Here is an 18,104-nt window from a genome sequence, read left to right as displayed (position 1 = left end):
GCGGCGCGCCCGCGGCCCCCTCCTCCCCTCGCGAGGACCCCCATGGACACCTTTCTTCAAGTCGTCGCCAACGGCCTCATGCTGGGCGGGCTCTTCGCCATCGTCGCGGTGGGGCTGACGCTCATCTTCGGGATCGTGAAGGTCATCAACTTCGCCCACGGCGAGTTCCTGATGGTCGGCATGTACCTGACCTTCCTCCTGTCGACGCGGCTGTCGATCCACCCCTACCTGACCGCGGCGGCCGTGGTGCCGGCACTCTTCATCCTCGGCGCGCTGACGCAGCGCCTCCTGATCCAGCCGCTGCTGAGCGCCCGTGACGAGCACGTGCAGATCTTCGCGACCGTCGGCCTGTCGACGGCGCTGATCAACCTCGCGCTGCTGATCTTCGGCGCGGACATCGCCAACACGCCCAACTACGGCCTGCGCAGCCAGTTCGAGCTCGGCCACGTGCGCATCCTTGAAGGGCAGCTCTACGTCTTCCTCGCAGCGATCGCGCTGGTGATCGCGCTGCAGATCTTCATGAAGCGCACCACCATCGGCCGGGCGATCCGGGCCACCGCGCAGAACCGCGCCGCGGCGCAGCTCATGGGGATCAACGACCGCTTCATCTACATCCTGAGCTTCGGCATCGGCGCGGCGTGCGTCGGCGTCGGCTCGGCGCTGATCGCGCCGCTCTACCCGACGTCGCCGACGGTCGGGACCTATTTCGTGCTGATCGCCTTCGTGTGCGTCGTGCTGGGCGGTCTCGGGTCGATCCCGGGCGCCTTCGTCGGGGCGCTGATCATCGGCGTCGTCGACTCGCTCTCGGGCTTCTACATCGGCTCGGACCTGCGCGAGGCGGTGGTGTTCGCGATCTTCCTGCTGATCCTCCTCCTCAAGCCCTCGGGGCTCTTCGGCACCCGCATGAACCTGAGCCACGTTTCGCCATGACCGAGCAAACCCTGACCGAGGCGCCGGCCGCCGGCGCCAACGGCCTCTCGGCGCGAAAGCTCGCCGGGCCCGTCGCGCTGGTGCTGCTCCTGGGAGCGATCCTCGCCATTCCGATCGGAATGGGGGACCAGTTCGTCTACCACATCTTCATCACCATCTGCATCTTCGCCGCGCTGTCGACGGCGTGGAACATCGTCGGCGGCTTCGCCGGCCAGCTCTCGCTGGGACACGCGATCTTCTACGGCATCGGCGGCTATACCGGCGTCATCCTCGTCAACCTCGGCGTCACGCCGTGGATCGGCATGTTCGCGGGCGCTGGCATCGCGGCCATCGTCGCGGTGATCATCTCGTGGCCGTGCTTCCGCCTCCACGGGCCGTTCTTCGCGCTGGCGAGCATCGCCTTCCTGGAGGTGTTCCGCGTCCTCGCGCTGCACTTCCGCGACCTCACCGGCGGCGCGACGGGCCTCATGATCCCGCTCAAGATCGGCTGGGAGTGGATGGTCTTCCGCGAGCGACTGCCCGCCCTCCTCATCGCCTTCGGGATGCTGCTGGTGTGCCTCGGCGTCGCGTGGGTGATCCGCACGCACCGTCTCGGCTACTACCTGGTCGCGACGCGCGAGCGCGAGTCGGCGGCGAAGGCCGCCGGCGTCAGGACGGTGCGCGTGCGCCTCGCCGCGGTCGCCGTCTCGGCGGCGCTGGCGGCGATGGTCGGCACCTTCCACGCGATGTACCTCACCTTCATCGAGCCGGAGGCGATGTTCTCGCTGTCCTTCTCGATCCAGATCGCGATGTTCGCCCTCATCGGCGGCATCGGCACCATCTTCGGCCCGCTCCTCGGCGCCGTCCTCCTGGTGCCGATCACCGAGTTCGCCCGCGGCGCGCTCGGGGCGGAGGCGATCGGGCTGCACGGCTTCGTCTACGGCGTCGTGCTGATGCTGGTGGTCCTCTTCCTGCCGAACGGCGTCCTCGGCCTCGTCCACCGCGTCGCGGGCGTCGGGACGCGCGGCCGGGTGGAGCCGGTCGCGCCGCCGGCCATCGCCCTCGCCGAGACGCGCCCGCCCGTCGGCGACACCGTGATGCGCATCGAAGGGCTGCAGAAGCACTTCGGCGGCCTCCACGTGACCAACGACGTGAGCTTCACGTTGCGGGAGGGCGAGATCCTCGGCGTCATCGGCCCCAACGGCGCCGGCAAGACCACCGTCTTCAACATGATCTCCGGCTTCCTGCGGCCGGATGCGGGGACGGTCTCGGTGCTCTCGCCGGATGGCGCGTGGGTGCAGCCGACGACACCGGGCGACTACGCCGCGCTCGGCGTCGGGCGCACCTTCCAGATCGTCCAGCCGTTCGCGGCGATGACGGTGGAGGAGAACATCATGGTCGGCGCATTCCACCGCCACCCGCACGTGGCGGACGCGCGCGAGGCGGCACGGCAGACCGCGCACCGGATGGGCCTCGGCCACTACCTCGATGCGGAGGCGCGCAGCCTTACCATCGGCGGGCTGAAGCGGCTGGAAGTCGCGCGCGTCATGGCGATGGAGCCGCGCATCCTCCTCCTCGACGAGGTGATGGCCGGCATCAACCAGACCGACGTGCGACGCGCCGTCGACCTCATGCTGTCGATCCGCGACGGGGGCGTCAGCATCATCGCCATCGAGCACGTGATGCAGGCGGTGATGAGCCTCTCGGACCGGGTCGTCGTGTTCAACTCCGGCCAGATCATCGCAGAGGGCGACCCGCACGAGGTGGTGCGCGACCCGCACGTCATCGAGGCCTATCTGGGAAAGGACTTCGTCCATGCTTGAGGTCGAGGCCATCGACGCGGGCTACGGCTCGACGGTGATCCTGGACGGCGTGTCGCTGCGCGTCGACCAGGGCGAGGTGGTGACCATCGTCGGTGCCAACGGCGCCGGCAAGACCACCACCCTGAGGGCGATCTCCGGCCTCATTCCCGTGCGCACCGGACGCATCGTCTTCGAGGGAGAGGACATCACCACCCTCTCCGCCCACCAGACGGTCGAGCGCGGCATCACGCTGATCCCGGAAGGGCGGCAGCTCTTCCCCGACATGACGGTGCGCGAGAACCTCCTGATGGGCGCGTTCCGCCGTGCCGCCCGCGCCCGCCAGCACGAGACCCTCGACGAGGTGCTGGAGCTGTTCCCGCGCCTCGGAGAGCGCCTGTCCCAGCACGCCTCCTCGCTGTCCGGCGGCGAGCAGCAGATGGTGGCGATCGCGCGGGGGATGATGGCGCGGCCCAGGCTCCTCATGTTCGACGAGCCCTCGCTCGGCCTCGCGCCGATCATCGTGGCGCAGGTGTTCGACGCGATCGCCAAGGTCGCCGCCGCCGGCACCACCGTGCTGATCGTCGAGCAGAACGTCTTCCACACCCTCCAGGCGGCCGACCGGGGCTATGTGCTCGAGAACGGCCGCATGGTGCTGAACGACGCCGCGGACGCGCTTCTCAGGAACGACCACGTCCGGCAGGCCTATCTCGGGATCTGACATGACGACACGTGAAGTGAACCCCGCCGCGATGGCCTCGCGCGACAGCCACGCCGGGCGGCGGGTTCTGGTGACGGGCGCGGCCAAGGGCATCGGCGCCGCGCTGGCCGAGGCGTTCGCGCGGCGCGGCGCCACGGTGGGCGTCCTCGACATCTCGGAGGTCGAGGTCGCCACCGCGGTCGACGGGCTCGGCGGGCGGGGCGTCGGCATGGTGGCCGACGTCGGCGACTGGGACACCCTCTCCGCGGTGATCGCGGACGCCGAGGCGGCGATGGGCGGCGCCTTCGACACGGTGATCAACAACGCCGGCATCTCCCCCAAGCATGACGGCGCGGCGCACAAGGTGTGGGAGATGGACCCGGCCGAGTGGCGCCGCGTGGTCGAGGTCAACCTCACCGGCACGTTCAACACCATCCGCGCCCTGACGCCCGCGATGCGTGCCGCGCAGCGCGGCTGGATCGTCAACACGTCCTCGGTCGCCGGCAAGACCTACTCGCCCATCGTCGCGTGCCACTATGCGGCGACGAAGTCGGCCATCATCGGCTTCACCAAGCACCTCGCCGCCGAACTCGGCCCCTACGGCATCCGCGTCAACGCGCTGGCGCCCGGCCGGATCGCGACGCCGATGGTCGCCGGCGTCGCGCCCGAGATCAACGCCGAGCAGGTCAAGCTGACGCCGATGGCCCGGCTCGGCGAACCGGCGGAGGTGGCCGACGTGGCCCTGTGGCTCACCTCGCCCGAGGCGAGCTTCGTCACCGGGCAAACCATTGACGTCGCCGGCGGATTGTACATGACCTGAGCGCGGTGCCGGCCGCGCCGGCCCGCCCTGCGCCACCTTCCGAGGCGAACAGTTTGAAGAACAGGACCGATGCCTGAGGTTACCGGACGCACCCGTCTGTACGGAATTCTCGCCGACCCGATCCATCACGTGAAGACGCCGGAGGTGATGCATTCGGTGTTCGCCCGCCACGGCATCGACGGCGTGCTGGTCCCCATGCACGTCGCGCCCGACGGGCTCGCGCGGGCGCTCGACGGACTGCGCGTGATGCAGAACTTCGGCGGCTTCATCGCGACCGTCCCCCACAAGCCGGCGATGCTTGGCCTCTGCGACGCGGTGGACGGCGACGCGGCGCTGATCGGCGCGGTCAACTGCGTGCGGCGCGAGGCGGACGGGCGGATGATCGGCGCAATGCTGGACGGCATCGGCTTCGTCGCGGGGCTGCGGGAGGCCGGCATCGAGCCCGCCGGCAAGCGCATCCTCCTCGCCGGTGCAGGAGGCGCGGCCTCGGCCATCGCCTTCGCCGTCGCGGAAGCGGGTGCCGCTGCGCTCACCATCGCCAATCGGACCGTGGCGAAGGCCGCCGCCCTCGCCGGGCGCGTCGGCACCACCTACCCCGCGTGCACCACCGCCGCCGTCGCCGAGCCGGAGGCGGTCGGCGACTACGACCTTGTCGTCAACGCGACCTCGCTCGGACTGCGCCCGGACGACCCGATGCCGCTCGACCCCGCCGGCCTCCACGCCGGACAGGTCGTCGCCGAGGCGATCATGGACCCGGCCGAGACGCCGCTCCTCGCCGCGGCCCGCGCACGCGGCGCGGCGGTCCATCCCGGCCTGCCGATGCTGCGCTGCCAGATCGAGCTGATGGCGCGCCACATGGGAGCCCTGGCATGACGGCCCCCGCCCCCCGTGCCGACCGCCCCGCCGGCGCTCCGGCGCTCCATCGCGGTAGCCGGGGGTGAGCGTGGGCACCGGAACCGACGCGTTCGACTACATCATCGTCGGCGGCGGGACGGCGGGCTGCGTCCTGGCGAACCGCCTCAGCGCCGACCCGAACGTCACCGTCCTCCTGCTGGAGGCCGGGCCGCGCCCGCGCAGCCCGTGGATCGACATCCCGGCCGGCTTCTACAAGCTCCTCACGAACCCCCGCTACAACTGGCGCCTCACCTCCACGCCGGAGGAGGCGACCGGTAACCGCACCATCGCGATCCCGCGCGGCAAGGGCCTCGGCGGCTCGACGCTGATCAACGGCATGATCTACGTGCGCGGCCAACCCGACGACTACAACGGCTGGGCGCAGATGGGCGCGACGGGCTGGAGCTTCGACGAGGTCGAGCCCGTCTTCCGCCGCCTTGAGAACTACGCCGGCCCCGATCCCGACGGGGTCCGGGGTCACGACGGCCCGCTCGACCTGTGCGAAGTGGTCGAGCGCCCGGCCATCGGCGAGGCGTTCCTGCAGGCGGCCGAGGCCGCGGGCCATGCCCGGACCGTGGACTACAACGGGCCCGCCCAGGACGGCTTCGGCTGGTATCAGGTCAACCAGCGGAACGGCCGGCGGGCGAGCGCCTACGCCGCCTATCTCGCGCCGGTCGAGGGGCGGCCCAATCTCGCGATCCGCACCGGCGTGCGCGTCGCGGCGGTCACGTTCGCGGACCGCCGGGCCACCGGCGTCCGCCTCGCGGCACCGGACGGCGGCACCATCGCCGCGCGGCGCGAGGTGGTGCTCGCCGCCGGCGCAGTCCAGACGCCGCAGCTTCTGGAGCTCTCCGGCATCGGCGATCCGGAGCGCCTGCGCTCGCTCGGCATCCCCGTCGAGGCAACCTCGCCGGGCGTGGGCGAAAACTATTCGGACCACTTCTGCACCCGCCTCAACTGGCGCGTGAAGCGGCCCGAGACGCTGAACGAGCTGAGCCGCGGCCGGCACCTTGCCGTGGAGCTCGGCAAGTATCTCTTCCGGCGGCGCGGGATCCTGACCTTCGGCACCGGGCTCGCGCACGGGTTCATCCGCACCCGCGAGGGCCTCTCCGGCCCGGACGTGCAGTTCTTCTTTATGCACGCGAGCTACGCCAACGCCGCCGAGCGCAAGCTCGAGCACGAGCCGGGCATGACCCTCGGCGTCACCCACCTTCGCCCGGAGAGCCGGGGGAGTATCCACGCGATCTCCCCGCGCATTGAGGACCAGCCGGCGATCCGGCCCAACTTCCTCGCCACCGACGAGGACCGCCGCGCCATCGTCGCCGGGATGATCGCGGGGCGGCGGATCGTCGAGACCGCCCCGATGGACGCGTGGCGCGCCTACGAGATGTCGCCCGGCCCCGACTGCCGCAGCGACGACGACTGGCTCGCCTTCGCCCGCGGCAACGGGCAGACGATCTACCACGTCGCCGGCACCTGCCGGATGGGGGGCGAAGGGGATCCGGCGGCGGTGGTCGACCCGGCGCTGCGCGTGCGCGGCGTCGACGGGCTGCGCGTGGTCGACGCCTCGGTCATGCCGACGCAGGTCTCCGGCAACTCGCAGGCCGCCGTCTTCATGATCGCCGAGAAGGGCGCCGACCTCATCCGCGCCGCCGGTAGCGCCGGACGATCATAGCCGGCTCGGAACTGCGTCCGGAGAGAACATGGCGCCCGCGCACCGGGCCCCTCTACCGGGGCGGCCCGTGGCGCCGGCGTCCGTGGCTGTGCGGAGTGTCCGTTCGAGACAGGGCGCGGCGGGATGCGGCCGCAAGGGCTTCATCCCGCCGCGCCACGCTCGTGTCGGGGAGGTGCGCTATGATTGATACTCAGTATAGATACGCACGTCGAACTCGAGATTGTTGGGATAGTGTACGACCCATGTCACCCGCAATCGGACCAGATTCCCGGAAACATCGGGCATCTCAACGATCTCTCCGGCGCGCGGTACGACTTCGAAATTCGCAACCCAATATTTCTCGGTGTCGTTCCCAGGATGAACGACCTCGATACTGACAGCCATTCTAGCCTCGTTTATATATCGTTTTTATTCTAGATAGCCGAATATCTGAAACGCGCTCGTGCGCCCTCCTCCGGTCGGCGTGCCGACGACAAGGGGCCGCTCAGCGCGGTTGCACCGGCTGAGCAGCAGGGCCATCACCGCCGGCACGCGGATCGGTGATGGAGTGGCGGCCGGTCAACCCCCGAAGCCCGACCGCCATATTCATCAATTTGATAAAATATACGCTTCGTCTCGGTACACTTCGTCCTGGTGTCCGCCGCCGCGACCATCGTGACGCTGGCTCACGTCACATTCCTGGTCAGGACGAGACGGACCCCCGTCTATTTGTTGTCCAGCTCGTGGCGGCGACAAGGTATCGACATCGATACCTTGTCGTCAGAACGAGATCTCTCCGCTCCTGACGGCGAGCGCCAGGGCCTGATCGCGCGTCCTCGCGCCCAGCTTCCGCCGCGCGCTCGCGACATGCTTGTTCACCGTCACGTCGGCGATCCCCATCTTGTCCGCGACCCGTGCAGTCTGGAGCCCCCTCGCGAACCAGGACAAGGCCTCCTTCTCGCGATCACTGAGCGCCGCATTCGTCCGAAGGGTGGAGACCTCCGGACAAAAGGACGTGGCGGGGTGGAAGCGCGAGGCGAATACCGACGCGGTGACGCCCGCGATCTGCATCATCGCGGGATCGCGCAGCGTGGCCTCCCCGGAGGCGGAGACGGCGTACAACGCGATACCGCCGACGCTCGGCCCCGAGTAGGCCGGGAACAGCACCGCGTAGCGGATACCGTGCCGGCCGAAGTGCCACGCCAGCGGTGTCATCACGCTGTCCGCCCGCTTCGCCGCGGGAACGTCGAGCGTGGTCGGATCCGCCGTCTGCTGGCACAGCTCCATCCATGGATCGTATCGATAGATCCGATTGCGGAAGTATTCCCGCTGCATCTCGTCCATCGGCGCGTCGGAGCAGATGACCACCGACCCCGTCTCCTCCCGCGGGGCCGCGCCGACGCTGAAGGCTGCTGCGCCGCACTCGCGGAACGCCGCGACCGTGACCCGCCAGACCTCACTCGTGTCCCGAGCCGCCCGGATCGCCTGAACCACATCCAACATGCGGAGAGACACGACCCGTACCTCTCTTCAAAAGATATATAATTTTCAGTAATGATCTCTAACAATCCGGCCATTTTATGGAATAATTGTATACTATAGTGCAGAATGCTCGTACTTGCGGTCCCGCCGTATTTCGCCGCCCACCCGGCAGTTCCCGCCCGCCCAATATTTTACGCGACTGTTATACATCGCAGGATCCGGGGACTTTTCGCCCGCCATAGATGCCGGCGCGGAGGCGAACCAGTAGTATCGCGCGTCCTCCGTCACAACTCCCGGATCCCGCGGACAGAATCGCACAAGTCATTGAATTATCGCCCGGACCGCCCTCCCGGTCGACTGACCTTTCATCGCCCGTTGCATCGGAGGGCCGCGCAGCGAATTCGTTCAAACCCCGGAAGTTTCCGGGGGCATGGCGACGAAGGGGGCTACCCGGCGCGGGTTATTTTCGAATAAATAGGACTTAGATTAGGCGTCGGTTGAGCACATGGATGATGTATATCGAACATTGCGCCAGCTCTACGAGAGCACTCCCGTGCTCGTCGCCGCCTACGACGGGTTCGATCGGCTCCGCTACGCCAACTCGGCGTTCCGTTCGGCGTTCTTCATCAAGGATGGGGAAACCCCGTTCTGGCCGGACCTCATGCGGCGCAACTTCATGGCCGGCCGCGGCACCGTCATCCGCAACGACGACTTCGAGGCTTGGCTGACCGGAACGCTGGCGCGGCGCGGCAAGACCTCCTTCCGGGCGTTCGAGACGGACCTCGTCGGCGGCCGCTGGCTCTGGATGACGGAGACCGTCCAGAAGGACGGATGGATGCTCTGCATCGCGAGCGACATCACTTCGCTGCGCGCGGACGAGCGCGAGATCCGGCAGGAGCGCGACTTCGCCCTGAAGGCCGCCTCGACCGACGATCTGACCGGCGCCGTCAATCGGCGCTTCGCCATGGGCCGCCTCGCCGACATGCTGCGGCAGGAGGAGGAGGACGAGAGGTTCGGGTGCCTCGCCGTCCTCGACCTCGACCACTTCAAGCTCATCAACGACAGGTACGGCCACAATATCGGCGACCTCGTCCTGCGCGACTTCACCTCCCGCATCCAGAGCCAGCTTCGGCGCACCGACTGCTTCGGCCGCCTCGGCGGCGAGGAGTTCGGCCTCGTCCTGCCCCACACCACCATCCGGCAGGCACAGCTCCTCGTCGAGCGGATGCTCGTCATCGTGCGCCGCTCGCGGCCGCTGATCGAGCGGCCGGACATGGCCTACACTTTCTCGGCCGGGATCGCCGCCGGCCGCTTCGGCGACTCCGTCGCCGACCTCTACGCCCGGGCGGACGCCGCCCTCTACGCCGCCAAGCGGTCGGGCCGGAACTGCACTTTTCTGGAAGACACCGAGCCCGGCCAGTCCACGGTCAGCGGCTGACCCCCGTCGCCCCCTGACGAACGGCCGGAGGCACCCGCGGGACCGCCGCAAGCCGCGCCCGGCCTCCCGAGGCGGCGTCGTCATCCTCTTGCGTCCCGTCAGCGCCGGTACGCCTCGTAGAGGTGCCGCTGGACTTCCGAGGCCGCACTCTCGGCCCTGGGGCCGGAGAAATTCGTCATGACCACGACCGAGAGGTCCGCGGTGGTGTCGACCAGCGCCTTGGCGAGGTTCATCCCGTTCGAGCCGTTGTGCGCGAGCAGCTTGTCGGTCGCCCAGTCGAAGGCGATCACGCCCCAGCCCAGCGCATACTCGCCCTCGGACGGCGTCCCGGGAGCCGGGTTCCTGATCGGCGGGGTCTTCACGTGCGGCCGGTGGATCTCCGCCAGAGTCTCCGGCGTGACGATCTTCGGCCCGCGCGTCCCGCCGCCGGCGTTCCAGTCGGTCCAGCGGGCGAAATCCAGCACCGACATGTGCGCGTTGCCGGCAGGGCCCATCACCGGCGGCACGTCCGCCGCCGCGCCCCAGGTCATCGGCGTGACGGTCCCGGCATCGTCGATGGCGTGGCCGACGGGCGCGTCGTACATGCCGAAGCTCGCCTGCGGGCCGAACCCCGCCGTCTCCAGGCCGAGCGGCCCGTAGATGCGCTCGGCCACCAGCCGCTCCCACGGCTCGCCCGCCGCCGCCTCCAGCATCGCCCCGGCGGTGAGGTAGCCGAAGTTCGCGTACTGGAACGGCGACCCCTCCGGAACCTTCGGCGCGTTGTGCTTCCAGCGGTCGATGGCGTCGACCCGCAGGTCCGTCGTGTTCTTCTCGAACGCGACGGGGTTCATGTAGATGTCGATCATCTCCGGCGTATCCGTCGGAATGCCGCTCGAATGGGAGAGAAGCTGTTCCAGCGTGACGGCGGCGAGCGCGGGGTTCATGTCCGCGATCGTCCCGCCAAGCACGTCGCCCACCGTGCTCGTCCATTCGATGCGCCCCTCGTCGACCAGCGCACCTGCGACCGTCGCCGTCATCGCCTTGGTGTCGGAGCCGAGGTGGAACCGGTCGTCGAGGGTGACCGGGATCTCCATCCCCGCCACCCGCGTGCCGACGGCTCCGGCGGCGACGATCTCGCCCCCGCGGGTGACGGCCGCGGCGAGGGCCGGCAGGCCGTACGTCTCCCGCACGCCCTCGAGGTAGCCGTCGAGGCTCTCCTGGGCGCGGCCGGCGGTCGAGACCGCGAGCCCCGCGGCGAGGCACAGCGCGAAGCCTGCCCGCTGCACTGACTTCATGGACGTCCTCCTGTTTGCGGCCGGCGCGGTGGGCGGGCTCAGCGGCCCAGCATCTCGGCGAGCTGGTGGAAGATCGGCGTCGACGGGTTCTCGCCCGGGGGGCTGTCGCGGCCGAGCGTGGTCATCACGACGATGGTGAGGTCCTCGTCGCGCATGTAGCCGGCCGTGCCGCCGTAGCCGCCGAAGAAGAACGTCTTCTGGATCCAGGGCGGCAGAAGCTCCAGACCGAGGCTGAAGGCGTGCTCGGGCGTGTTGATGTTCATGCCGAGCGTCGCGGGCGTCAGCATCGTCTCGAGGCTCGCCTCCGAGATCGTCTCGCCGGTGCCGATCGCGCGCATCAGCCGGACGGTGTCGGTGATATCGGCGTTCAGCGGCCCCGTGAAGGAGGTCCACGACGGGCTCCAGTAGGTCGCGTCCTCGAAGATCCCGCGCTCCTTGGTGAAGCCGTGCAGCGGCGGGTCGGGGAGCGCCGCCGTCGTCCAGATCTCGGTCTCCTTCAGGCCGAGCCGGTCGATGATGCGCTGCTTCAGCAAGGTCGGATACGGGGTGCCGGTCGCCCCGGCCAGCGCCTCGGCGAGGACGATGAAGTTGGTATGGGCGTACTGGAAGTCCGTTCCCGGCTCGAACAGCATCCCCCGCGCGAAGGCGACCTTCAGCAGTTCTTCGCGCGGCCAGTCATAGAAGACGTCGTTCTCGAACGCCTCGACGAAGCCGGGATCGGATTCGTAGTCCGCGTAGCCGGAGGTGCTGTCGGCGAGCATGCGCAGCGTGATGCGGTCCGCAGCGGGATAGGTGGGGAGCCATTCGTCGATGGTGTCGTCCAGCGCCACCACCCCCTCGTCCACGAGCTGCATGAGGATCGTCGTCTGCGAGGCGATCGCCATGGCGCCGATGCGGAAGTGCATGTCCGTGCGAGCCGGGACGCCGGTGATCGACTGCCCGGCGGCCGCAACGAGCGGCGGCGCGTCGCCGATCCCGATGCCGACGATGAGGGCCGTCACGCCGTGGGCGGCGCGCAGGTCCTCCAGCGTGCCGGCGACGGTCTGCCAGCCGGCCGGAGCCGATGCCGGAGCTTGCGGGGCAGTCGCCGCCGACTGGGCCTCAGCGGGTGAGTGGGCGCCCGTGAAAAAGAGCGCGATCGCGCATGCCGCGAGGAAGGCGCAACGTCCGTTCATGGATTGAAATCTTTCGAGGAGTGGCGAGCGAAATCCGGTTGCCGGCGCCCCTTGCAACGCCCCGCGATCCCCGAAAACGGTGAGGTTCGCTGCCGATGCTGCTCCCGAAGACTGCGAGCATGTGACGGTGACGCCTGCTTCAACCTAGAATTTTCATTCTAGATAAGATTCGGCATGCCAGACAACCCGTCCGTGCGCACCACCGCGTGATCCCGGCCCCACGGACACCCCGAGCCGCACCGCAGCGGCCCCGCCCGGCGCGAGGCGGCACCGGCACGGTCACCGCCCGGGTCCCGTCCAGGTGCCGGGGTGGCGGGCGTCAGAGGCTGGTGATGAGCTCGCCGCGCCGCTCGGCGCTGCGGCGGACGGCGTCGCGCACCGCCGGGCTCCGGTCGAGGAGCCTGCGGAAGCGGGCCTCGTCGAGGATCAGCAGCGTCGACAGCGTGATCGAGCGCGCCTCGGCCCGCAGCGGCCGCTGCTCCAGGATCGAAAGCTGGCCGAACATCTCGCCGCGCCCGAGCCGCCACGTCTGGCCCGCCCGCTCCATCTCCACCGCCCCCGAGGCGATGAAGTAGACGCTCTTCGCCACCGTGTCCTTGGCGATGATCACCTCGCCGGTGTTGGCATAGTGCGTCACGAGGTTCTGGCCGAGGCGGCGGCGTGTCGGCTCGTCGAGGTCGGCGAACAGCGGGAACTGCTGCACAAGCTCGGCGCGCTGCTGCAGCAGGTTGAGCTTGGGGCGCCGCTCCGCCGCCGCGCGCCGGTTGGCGATCCCCTGCATCAGCGAGGTATGAAGCTCGGCGCCGATGAGGCCGTCGTCGCGCATCGCCGTATACTCGCGCTCCTCCAGGCGCAGCGCCGTGCGGCGGATGAAGCGCCGCTCCATCTCCTCGGCGTAGCCCGGATACTGGAGCCGCAGCCCGTCGAGCGCGGTCTCCACGTTCTCCACCCGCCGCGCGACGAGCTCGTGCAGCAGGTCGGCCACCCGGCGGCCGTGGATGCGGCGGATGCGCCCGTCGATGAACCCGTCGAGGTCGCGCAGGATCAGGCGGCGCGACAGCAGTGCCTCGAACCGGTCCGCGGTCATGCGGCCCAGCGGCGCGGCGATGCCCAGCCGGTTCTGCAGGTTCGCCGCCATCTGGAAGGAGCGGCCGTAGGCGAGGCTCTCGCGCGCGGTGCGCTCGTAGAGGCCGCGTCCGCCCGACCGCGCCGCTTCGATCAGCCGGTCCGCCTCCCACAGCAGCGTTTCCGCCAGCCGGGCGGAGATCATCCGCTCGCGCATGCGGGCGATGATCGTGTCGCGCTCGGCACCGGCGACGGCGATGAGCCCCAGCGTGATCCGGTCGCGGTCGAGCAGGTCGTCGTTGTCCTCCGCCGCCTTCACCGCCGTGTCGAGCCGTTCGGCGAAGCGCTTGGCCTCCGAGCGGACGATGGTCTGCGTCAGCTCGTAGTTCTCGGTGGACCGCGCGACGTCCTCACGCACCGTCTGCAGCGCGACGGCGACGACCTGCTTGGAGAGCGCCTCGTCGATGGGAGACAGGCGGTCGAGCCCGAGGCGGCCGATGACCCACCGCAGCGTCGTCCCCTGCACGATGAGCGTGAAGAGGACGAACCCGGTCGCGAGGATGCCGACGACCCGCTTGGTCTCCACCGGCACGCGGAAGCTCTCGGTGACGGCGAGCGCCAGGGCCAGGGTGACGGCACCGCGAAGTCCGCCCCACAGGATGGCCGCCCGGTACGGCCGCTCCACCGGGGGCGAGACCTTCAGCCGCGTCAGCAGCGGCAGGAGGCCGAAGAGGATCACCACGCGCGCCACGACGGCGGCGGCGACCACAACGCCCACGTAGAGCACGTCCTCCACCCGCACCCCCTCGAGGAGGCGGGGGATGAGGAGCGCGGCCAGGATGAAGATGAGCGCCCCGGCCCAGTGCGCCAGAAGGCTCCAGACCTCGCGCATGCTGGCCCAGGCCTGCGGCGGCAGACGACCGGGCGCGGTGAGGTTCAGCGTCAGCCCGGCGACGACCACCGCGATGACGCCCGACGCCCCGACGCTCTGCTCGGCGACGATGTAGGCGAGGTACGGCAGGGCGGCCGAGATCGAGATCTGCGCCAGCTCGTAGCGCGCGAAGGCCGACATGACAGCGACGGCGAGACGCGCCAGGACGAGGCCCGTGATCGCGCCGCCGACGATCAGCACCGGGAACCGCCCGAGTGCGCTGAGCAGCGACGGATTGGGGATCCCCAGCATCACGAAGCTCATGAAGAGACCGAAGAGGGCGATCGCGGCGGCGTCGTTGAGGAGACTCTCGCCCTCGATGATCCGCGCCAGACGCTGCGGCGCGGAGATCGACCGGAAGATCGAGACGACCGCCGACGGGTCGGTCGTGGACACGATGGACCCGACGAGGAGGCATGCCGCCAGCGGCAGCGCGCCGGTGAAGAAGAGCCCGTAGCCGACCGAGAGCGTCGCCACCACCACCGCGACCACGGCGAGCACGAGGATCGGCACCCAGTCGTCGAGCATGCGGCGCACGTTGACGTCCAGCATGGCCTGGAACAGCAGCGTCGGCAGGAAGACGTAGAGGAAGATGTTCGAGCGGATGGGCAGGCCCAGGATCGCCTCGGCGACCGGGTTCAACGCGTCCGTCAGGTCCGTCTTCAGGAAGAACGTCGCCCCCAGCGCGATCAGGATGCCGAGGCCGGCGAGGATCACCGTGTACGGAAGCCGCAGCCGCGCCGCGAGGGGCTCGGCCGCGCCGATGACGAGGAATAACGACGCGATGACCGCGGTGATGAGGATGATGTCCATGAATCAGAATTGTAGCGCGTCACAGGGGGGTGCAACGAACATCGCATTATTCGCCCCGTTCCGCAGCAGCGATCGCGCGTTTCGGGGGTGCGGCGTAAGGCCGGGCGTCCCGATGGACTGATCCGCGATCCCGCCGGCACAAGGCGCGGCGTTCATGTCCCTGCCGGTCGGCGCGTCCAACGCGCCGGTCACCGTTTCCCGGACCTGAAGCCGGCCCAGGTGAGGCGGAGGACGAGGGCCGTCGCGGTGGCGGCGATGAGGAGCGTCGCGACCGCCGCGACGGCGGGGTCGACGTTCTCGTTGATCCCGTCCCACATCGCCCTCGGCAGGAGGTGTACCCTGCGACTGGTGATGAACAGCAGCACGACGATCTCGTCCCACGAGACGACGAAGGCGACGACGAAGCTGGAGAGGATCGCCGGGCGCAGCAGCGGGACCAGCACCCATGTCACCGCCTTGCCCATGCTCGCCCCCAGCGACCGGGCCGCCTGCTCGAGGCGCACGTCGACGTTGGCGAGCGCGGCGGACACGATGATCACCACGTACGGAAGGCCGAGGATCGTGTGGCTCAGGATGACGCCTGCGTACGTGTCGATCAGGCCGAGGTGCGCGAACGTGCGGTAGAAGGCCATCCCCTGCACCACCGACGGGACGATGATCGGCGTCAGCATGACGAGCCGGACGATCTCCGCCGTGCGCGTCCCGAGCCGCCAGCAGCCGATCGCGCACAGGGTCCCGAGCCCGGTGGCGAGGAGCGCCGAGACCGCGCCGACGCAGAGCGACTGGAGGATCGAGCCGCGCCAGACCGGGTCGCCGAACACCCTGGCCCAGTGCCGCAGCGACAGGGCCTCGCCGGGCATCGAGAGGTACCGCTGGTCGGTGAACGACACCGGCACGACGACGAGGAGCGGCAGCACCAGAAAGGCGACGACGACCCACGCGAGGCCGAGGGCGAGCGGGTGGCGGAAGGATCGGCTCCTCGTCATTTCGCCCCGGCCATCGTCCTGACGTCGACGACGCGCCCCATCAGGAGCGCGAGCGCCAGCGTCGCGATGAGCATCGTCGAGGCGAGCATGGCCGCAAGGCCCCACCGCAGGGTCTGCTCCAGCGAGATCCTGACGTACTCCGCGACCATCACCACCTTCCCCCCGCCGAGCAGCGCCGGGGTGACGTAGAAGCCGAGCGAGAAGACGAAGATCAGGATGAGCGCGGCGATGACCCCGGGCATCGAGAGCGGCATCCAGACGCGCCGGAACGCGCCCCACCGCGTGGCACCGAGGCCGCGGGCGGCGAGCACAAGGCCCCGGTCGATCCCGCGCATGTTCGCGAACAGCGGGAGGACGGCGTACGGCAGCATCGCATGGACCATGCCGATGACGACGCCGGCCTCCGTGCGGATCAGGCGCACCGGGGCGTCCACCGCGCCGAGGGCGACGAACGGCCGGACAAGCGCGTTGACGACCGTCTCGGCAGGTCCGCCGGTGCCCAGCAGGATCGTCCATGCGAACGCGCGGATCAGCACCGACAGCCAGAAGGTCAAGAGCACCGCCGAGAGGAGCACGGCCCGCTGGCGGGTCCCGACGGTCACCATCGCGTAGGCAAGGACGTAGCCGAAGCCCACGGTGAGGACGGTGGTGATGGCGCAGACCCGAACCGTGCGCCAGAGCATCCGCTGGATGCCGGCGTCGCTGAACAGCAGCGCGTAGTTGCCGAGGACGGACGCCTCGCCCTCCCCGTCGAACTCGCGCACGCTGAGCTGCAGGATGCCGAGGAGCGGCAGGAGGTAGAACGCGGCGATCAGGACCAGCGCCGGCGCGACGAGGAGCCAGTAGGCATCGGGCCGTCGGATCCGGCGCGGCGACACGGCGAACCGGCTAACCGTCATCGCGCGCGGCCCCGGGCGCTACATCGAGATCGTATCGATGTAGTCCTTGTTGATGCGCGCGTAATTCTCTCCGTACCATGCGCTGTCGATCGGGAGTTGCCGGGCGTAGTTCTCGGGGTCCGTCGCATTGAAGCGCTTCAGGGCCGGCGGCACCAGCGCCGCCGCCTGCGGGTTCGCCGGAGCGTTGCCGAACAGCGTGAAGAGCCGGACCTGCCGCTCGGGCGACTGCATCGAGGCGATGAACGGCCACACGGCGTCTCCCGCCGGGTTGCCCTTCGGGACGACCCAGGCCCCGGGCACGACGACGCCCTGGTTCCAGGTCCAGTCCCACAACCCGCCCGTCTCCTCGTGGATCGCCTTGACGCGCGTGTTCCAGAAGCAGCCCATGACGATGTCGCGATTGCGCATGAGCTGCTGGATCTCGGCGCCGGTGCCGGCGAAGACCGTGTCGGGCAGGATCGCCCTGATCGTCTCCCAGGCGAGCTTTTCCTTTGCCGGCGTGATCGGATAGACCTCGTCCCTTGGGATACCGGCGCCCATCAGCGCCACCTCGAGGTTCGCCAGGACGTCCTTCAGCAGGGCGCGCGTGCCGGGAAAGTCGCGGACGTTGAAGAAGTCCGCCCACCCTCGGGGCGCGCCGTCGCCACCGAATGCGCGCGTGTCGTAGGCGAGAACGAACGAGTACATGTAGTTCGCGACGCCCCAGCGGAAGTCCATGCCGGGCAGCAGCCTGTCGCGGTCGACGACGGAATAGTCCACCTCACGCAGGTATCCGCCGGAGCCGAGCTGGATGGAGCTGCCGCCGCCGGAATCGCAGACGTCCCAGGTGACGGCGCCCGACTCCACCATGTTGCGGATCTTGCCCTGGCTGGGGCCGGAGCCGTCGATGACGACGTCGACGCCGTGCTCCGCCTCGTAGGGCTCCGCGAAGGCCTCGCCGAAGTAGCCGATCGCGTCGCCGCCCCAGTTGACGAGGACGATCTCCCGCGCCTCGGCCATCGCGCGGCCGGCCGGCAGGGCGGCCAGCGACGCCATCCCGGCGAGGACGCTGCGGCGGTCAACCATGACGCGCTTTGCGCCGCCGCGCTCGAAGGATGCGCGCGGCGGGAGGTGGTTCGCGGGTTTCGACATCGGCACCGTCTGCTCGTTGCCAGAGTCATCGTGCCGCACGATAGCAGCCGCGCTCCCCGGTGTCCCCGCGCGTTCGACGATTCTTCGAGCCGTCCGGCGACCGACGCGTCCGGCGGCGCGCGCGGCCCTGGGGT

General features: G+C 69.5%; 15 protein-coding genes. 7 read left to right on the top strand and 8 right to left on the bottom strand.

Translation table 11 applies throughout. The annotated features are described in order from the left end of the window. Window positions 1-42 precede the first annotated feature (42 nt). The 6 genes from DLJ53_RS10465 (at window position 43) to DLJ53_RS10440 (ending at window position 6,797) form a co-directional block, all read left to right on the top strand. Window positions 43-930 (top strand): branched-chain amino acid ABC transporter permease, encoded by an 888-nt coding sequence (locus DLJ53_RS10465; RefSeq protein ID WP_111344968.1) that lies wholly within the window; start codon window positions 43-45, stop codon window positions 928-930. Further along, window positions 927-2,732, top strand: a complete 1,806-nt coding sequence (locus DLJ53_RS10460) for a branched-chain amino acid ABC transporter ATP-binding protein/permease (RefSeq protein WP_111344966.1) — start codon at window positions 927-929, stop codon at window positions 2,730-2,732. The genes DLJ53_RS10465 and DLJ53_RS10460 overlap by 4 nt, the downstream gene beginning before the upstream one ends. Beyond that, window positions 2,725-3,429: an ABC transporter ATP-binding protein gene (locus DLJ53_RS10455; protein ID WP_111344964.1), complete on the top strand. Its 705-nt coding sequence runs from the start codon at window positions 2,725-2,727 to the stop codon at window positions 3,427-3,429. The genes DLJ53_RS10460 and DLJ53_RS10455 overlap by 8 nt, the downstream gene beginning before the upstream one ends. Before the next feature lies 1 nt (window position 3,430). Then, window positions 3,431-4,228 (top strand): 3-oxoacyl-ACP reductase FabG, encoded by a 798-nt coding sequence (gene fabG / locus DLJ53_RS10450; protein ID WP_111344962.1) that lies wholly within the window; start codon window positions 3,431-3,433, stop codon window positions 4,226-4,228. A gap of 69 nt (window positions 4,229-4,297) precedes the next feature. Then, window positions 4,298-5,101: a shikimate dehydrogenase family protein gene (locus DLJ53_RS10445; protein ID WP_111344960.1), complete on the top strand. Its 804-nt coding sequence runs from the start codon at window positions 4,298-4,300 to the stop codon at window positions 5,099-5,101. 70 nt (window positions 5,102-5,171) lie between these two features. Beyond that, a complete protein-coding gene (locus DLJ53_RS10440) occupies window positions 5,172-6,797 on the top strand; it encodes a GMC family oxidoreductase (protein ID WP_111344958.1) in 1,626 nt (541 codons plus the stop codon). Between the two features lie 177 nt (window positions 6,798-6,974). Here the strand turns inward: DLJ53_RS10440 and DLJ53_RS34700 are convergent, their stop codons facing one another. After that, on the bottom strand, window positions 6,975-7,181 hold the full coding sequence (locus tag DLJ53_RS34700; protein ID WP_146619930.1) for a hypothetical protein: 207 nt from the start codon (window positions 7,179-7,181) through the stop codon (window positions 6,975-6,977). A 375-nt stretch (window positions 7,182-7,556) separates the two neighbouring features. Beyond that, on the bottom strand, window positions 7,557-8,279 hold the full coding sequence (locus DLJ53_RS10435) for a helix-turn-helix transcriptional regulator (RefSeq protein WP_111344956.1): 723 nt from the start codon (window positions 8,277-8,279) through the stop codon (window positions 7,557-7,559). 484 nt (window positions 8,280-8,763) lie between these two features. On the opposite strand from DLJ53_RS10435, the gene DLJ53_RS10430 reads away from it, so the two are divergent. Beyond that, on the top strand, window positions 8,764-9,696 hold the full coding sequence (locus tag DLJ53_RS10430; protein WP_111344954.1) for a GGDEF domain-containing protein: 933 nt from the start codon (window positions 8,764-8,766) through the stop codon (window positions 9,694-9,696). A 98-nt stretch (window positions 9,697-9,794) separates the two neighbouring features. On the opposite strand, the gene DLJ53_RS10425 is transcribed toward DLJ53_RS10430, so the two are convergent. From DLJ53_RS10425 to DLJ53_RS10400, 6 genes are all read right to left on the bottom strand, one after another. Further along, the gene (locus DLJ53_RS10425) at window positions 9,795-10,970 is read right to left on the bottom strand and encodes a serine hydrolase domain-containing protein (protein ID WP_111344952.1); all 1,176 of its coding nucleotides are present in this window, start codon (window positions 10,968-10,970) and stop codon (window positions 9,795-9,797) included. Window positions 10,971-11,008: 38 nt separating this feature from the next. After that, the gene (locus DLJ53_RS10420; RefSeq protein ID WP_111344950.1) at window positions 11,009-12,145 is read right to left on the bottom strand and encodes a serine hydrolase domain-containing protein; all 1,137 of its coding nucleotides are present in this window, start codon (window positions 12,143-12,145) and stop codon (window positions 11,009-11,011) included. Window positions 12,146-12,464: 319 nt separating this feature from the next. Beyond that, window positions 12,465-14,954 (bottom strand): cation:proton antiporter, encoded by a 2,490-nt coding sequence (locus DLJ53_RS10415; RefSeq protein ID WP_111344949.1) that lies wholly within the window; start codon window positions 14,952-14,954, stop codon window positions 12,465-12,467. Window positions 14,955-15,142: 188 nt separating this feature from the next. Then, window positions 15,143-15,940: an ABC transporter permease gene (locus DLJ53_RS10410; protein WP_111344947.1), complete on the bottom strand. Its 798-nt coding sequence runs from the start codon at window positions 15,938-15,940 to the stop codon at window positions 15,143-15,145. Then, window positions 15,937-16,839, bottom strand: a complete 903-nt coding sequence (locus DLJ53_RS10405; protein WP_111344946.1) for an ABC transporter permease — start codon at window positions 16,837-16,839, stop codon at window positions 15,937-15,939. Before DLJ53_RS10405 ends, DLJ53_RS10410 begins: the two co-directional genes overlap by 4 nt. Window positions 16,840-16,857: 18 nt before the next feature. Beyond that, the gene (locus DLJ53_RS10400) at window positions 16,858-17,970 is read right to left on the bottom strand and encodes an extracellular solute-binding protein (protein WP_162409077.1); all 1,113 of its coding nucleotides are present in this window, start codon (window positions 17,968-17,970) and stop codon (window positions 16,858-16,860) included. Window positions 17,971-18,104 lie beyond the last annotated feature (134 nt).

This window comes from Acuticoccus sediminis (assembly GCF_003258595.1).
GTDB lineage: Bacteria > Pseudomonadota > Alphaproteobacteria > Rhizobiales > Amorphaceae > Acuticoccus > Acuticoccus sediminis.
This window is presented reverse-complemented; position numbering and strand designations above follow the sequence as displayed.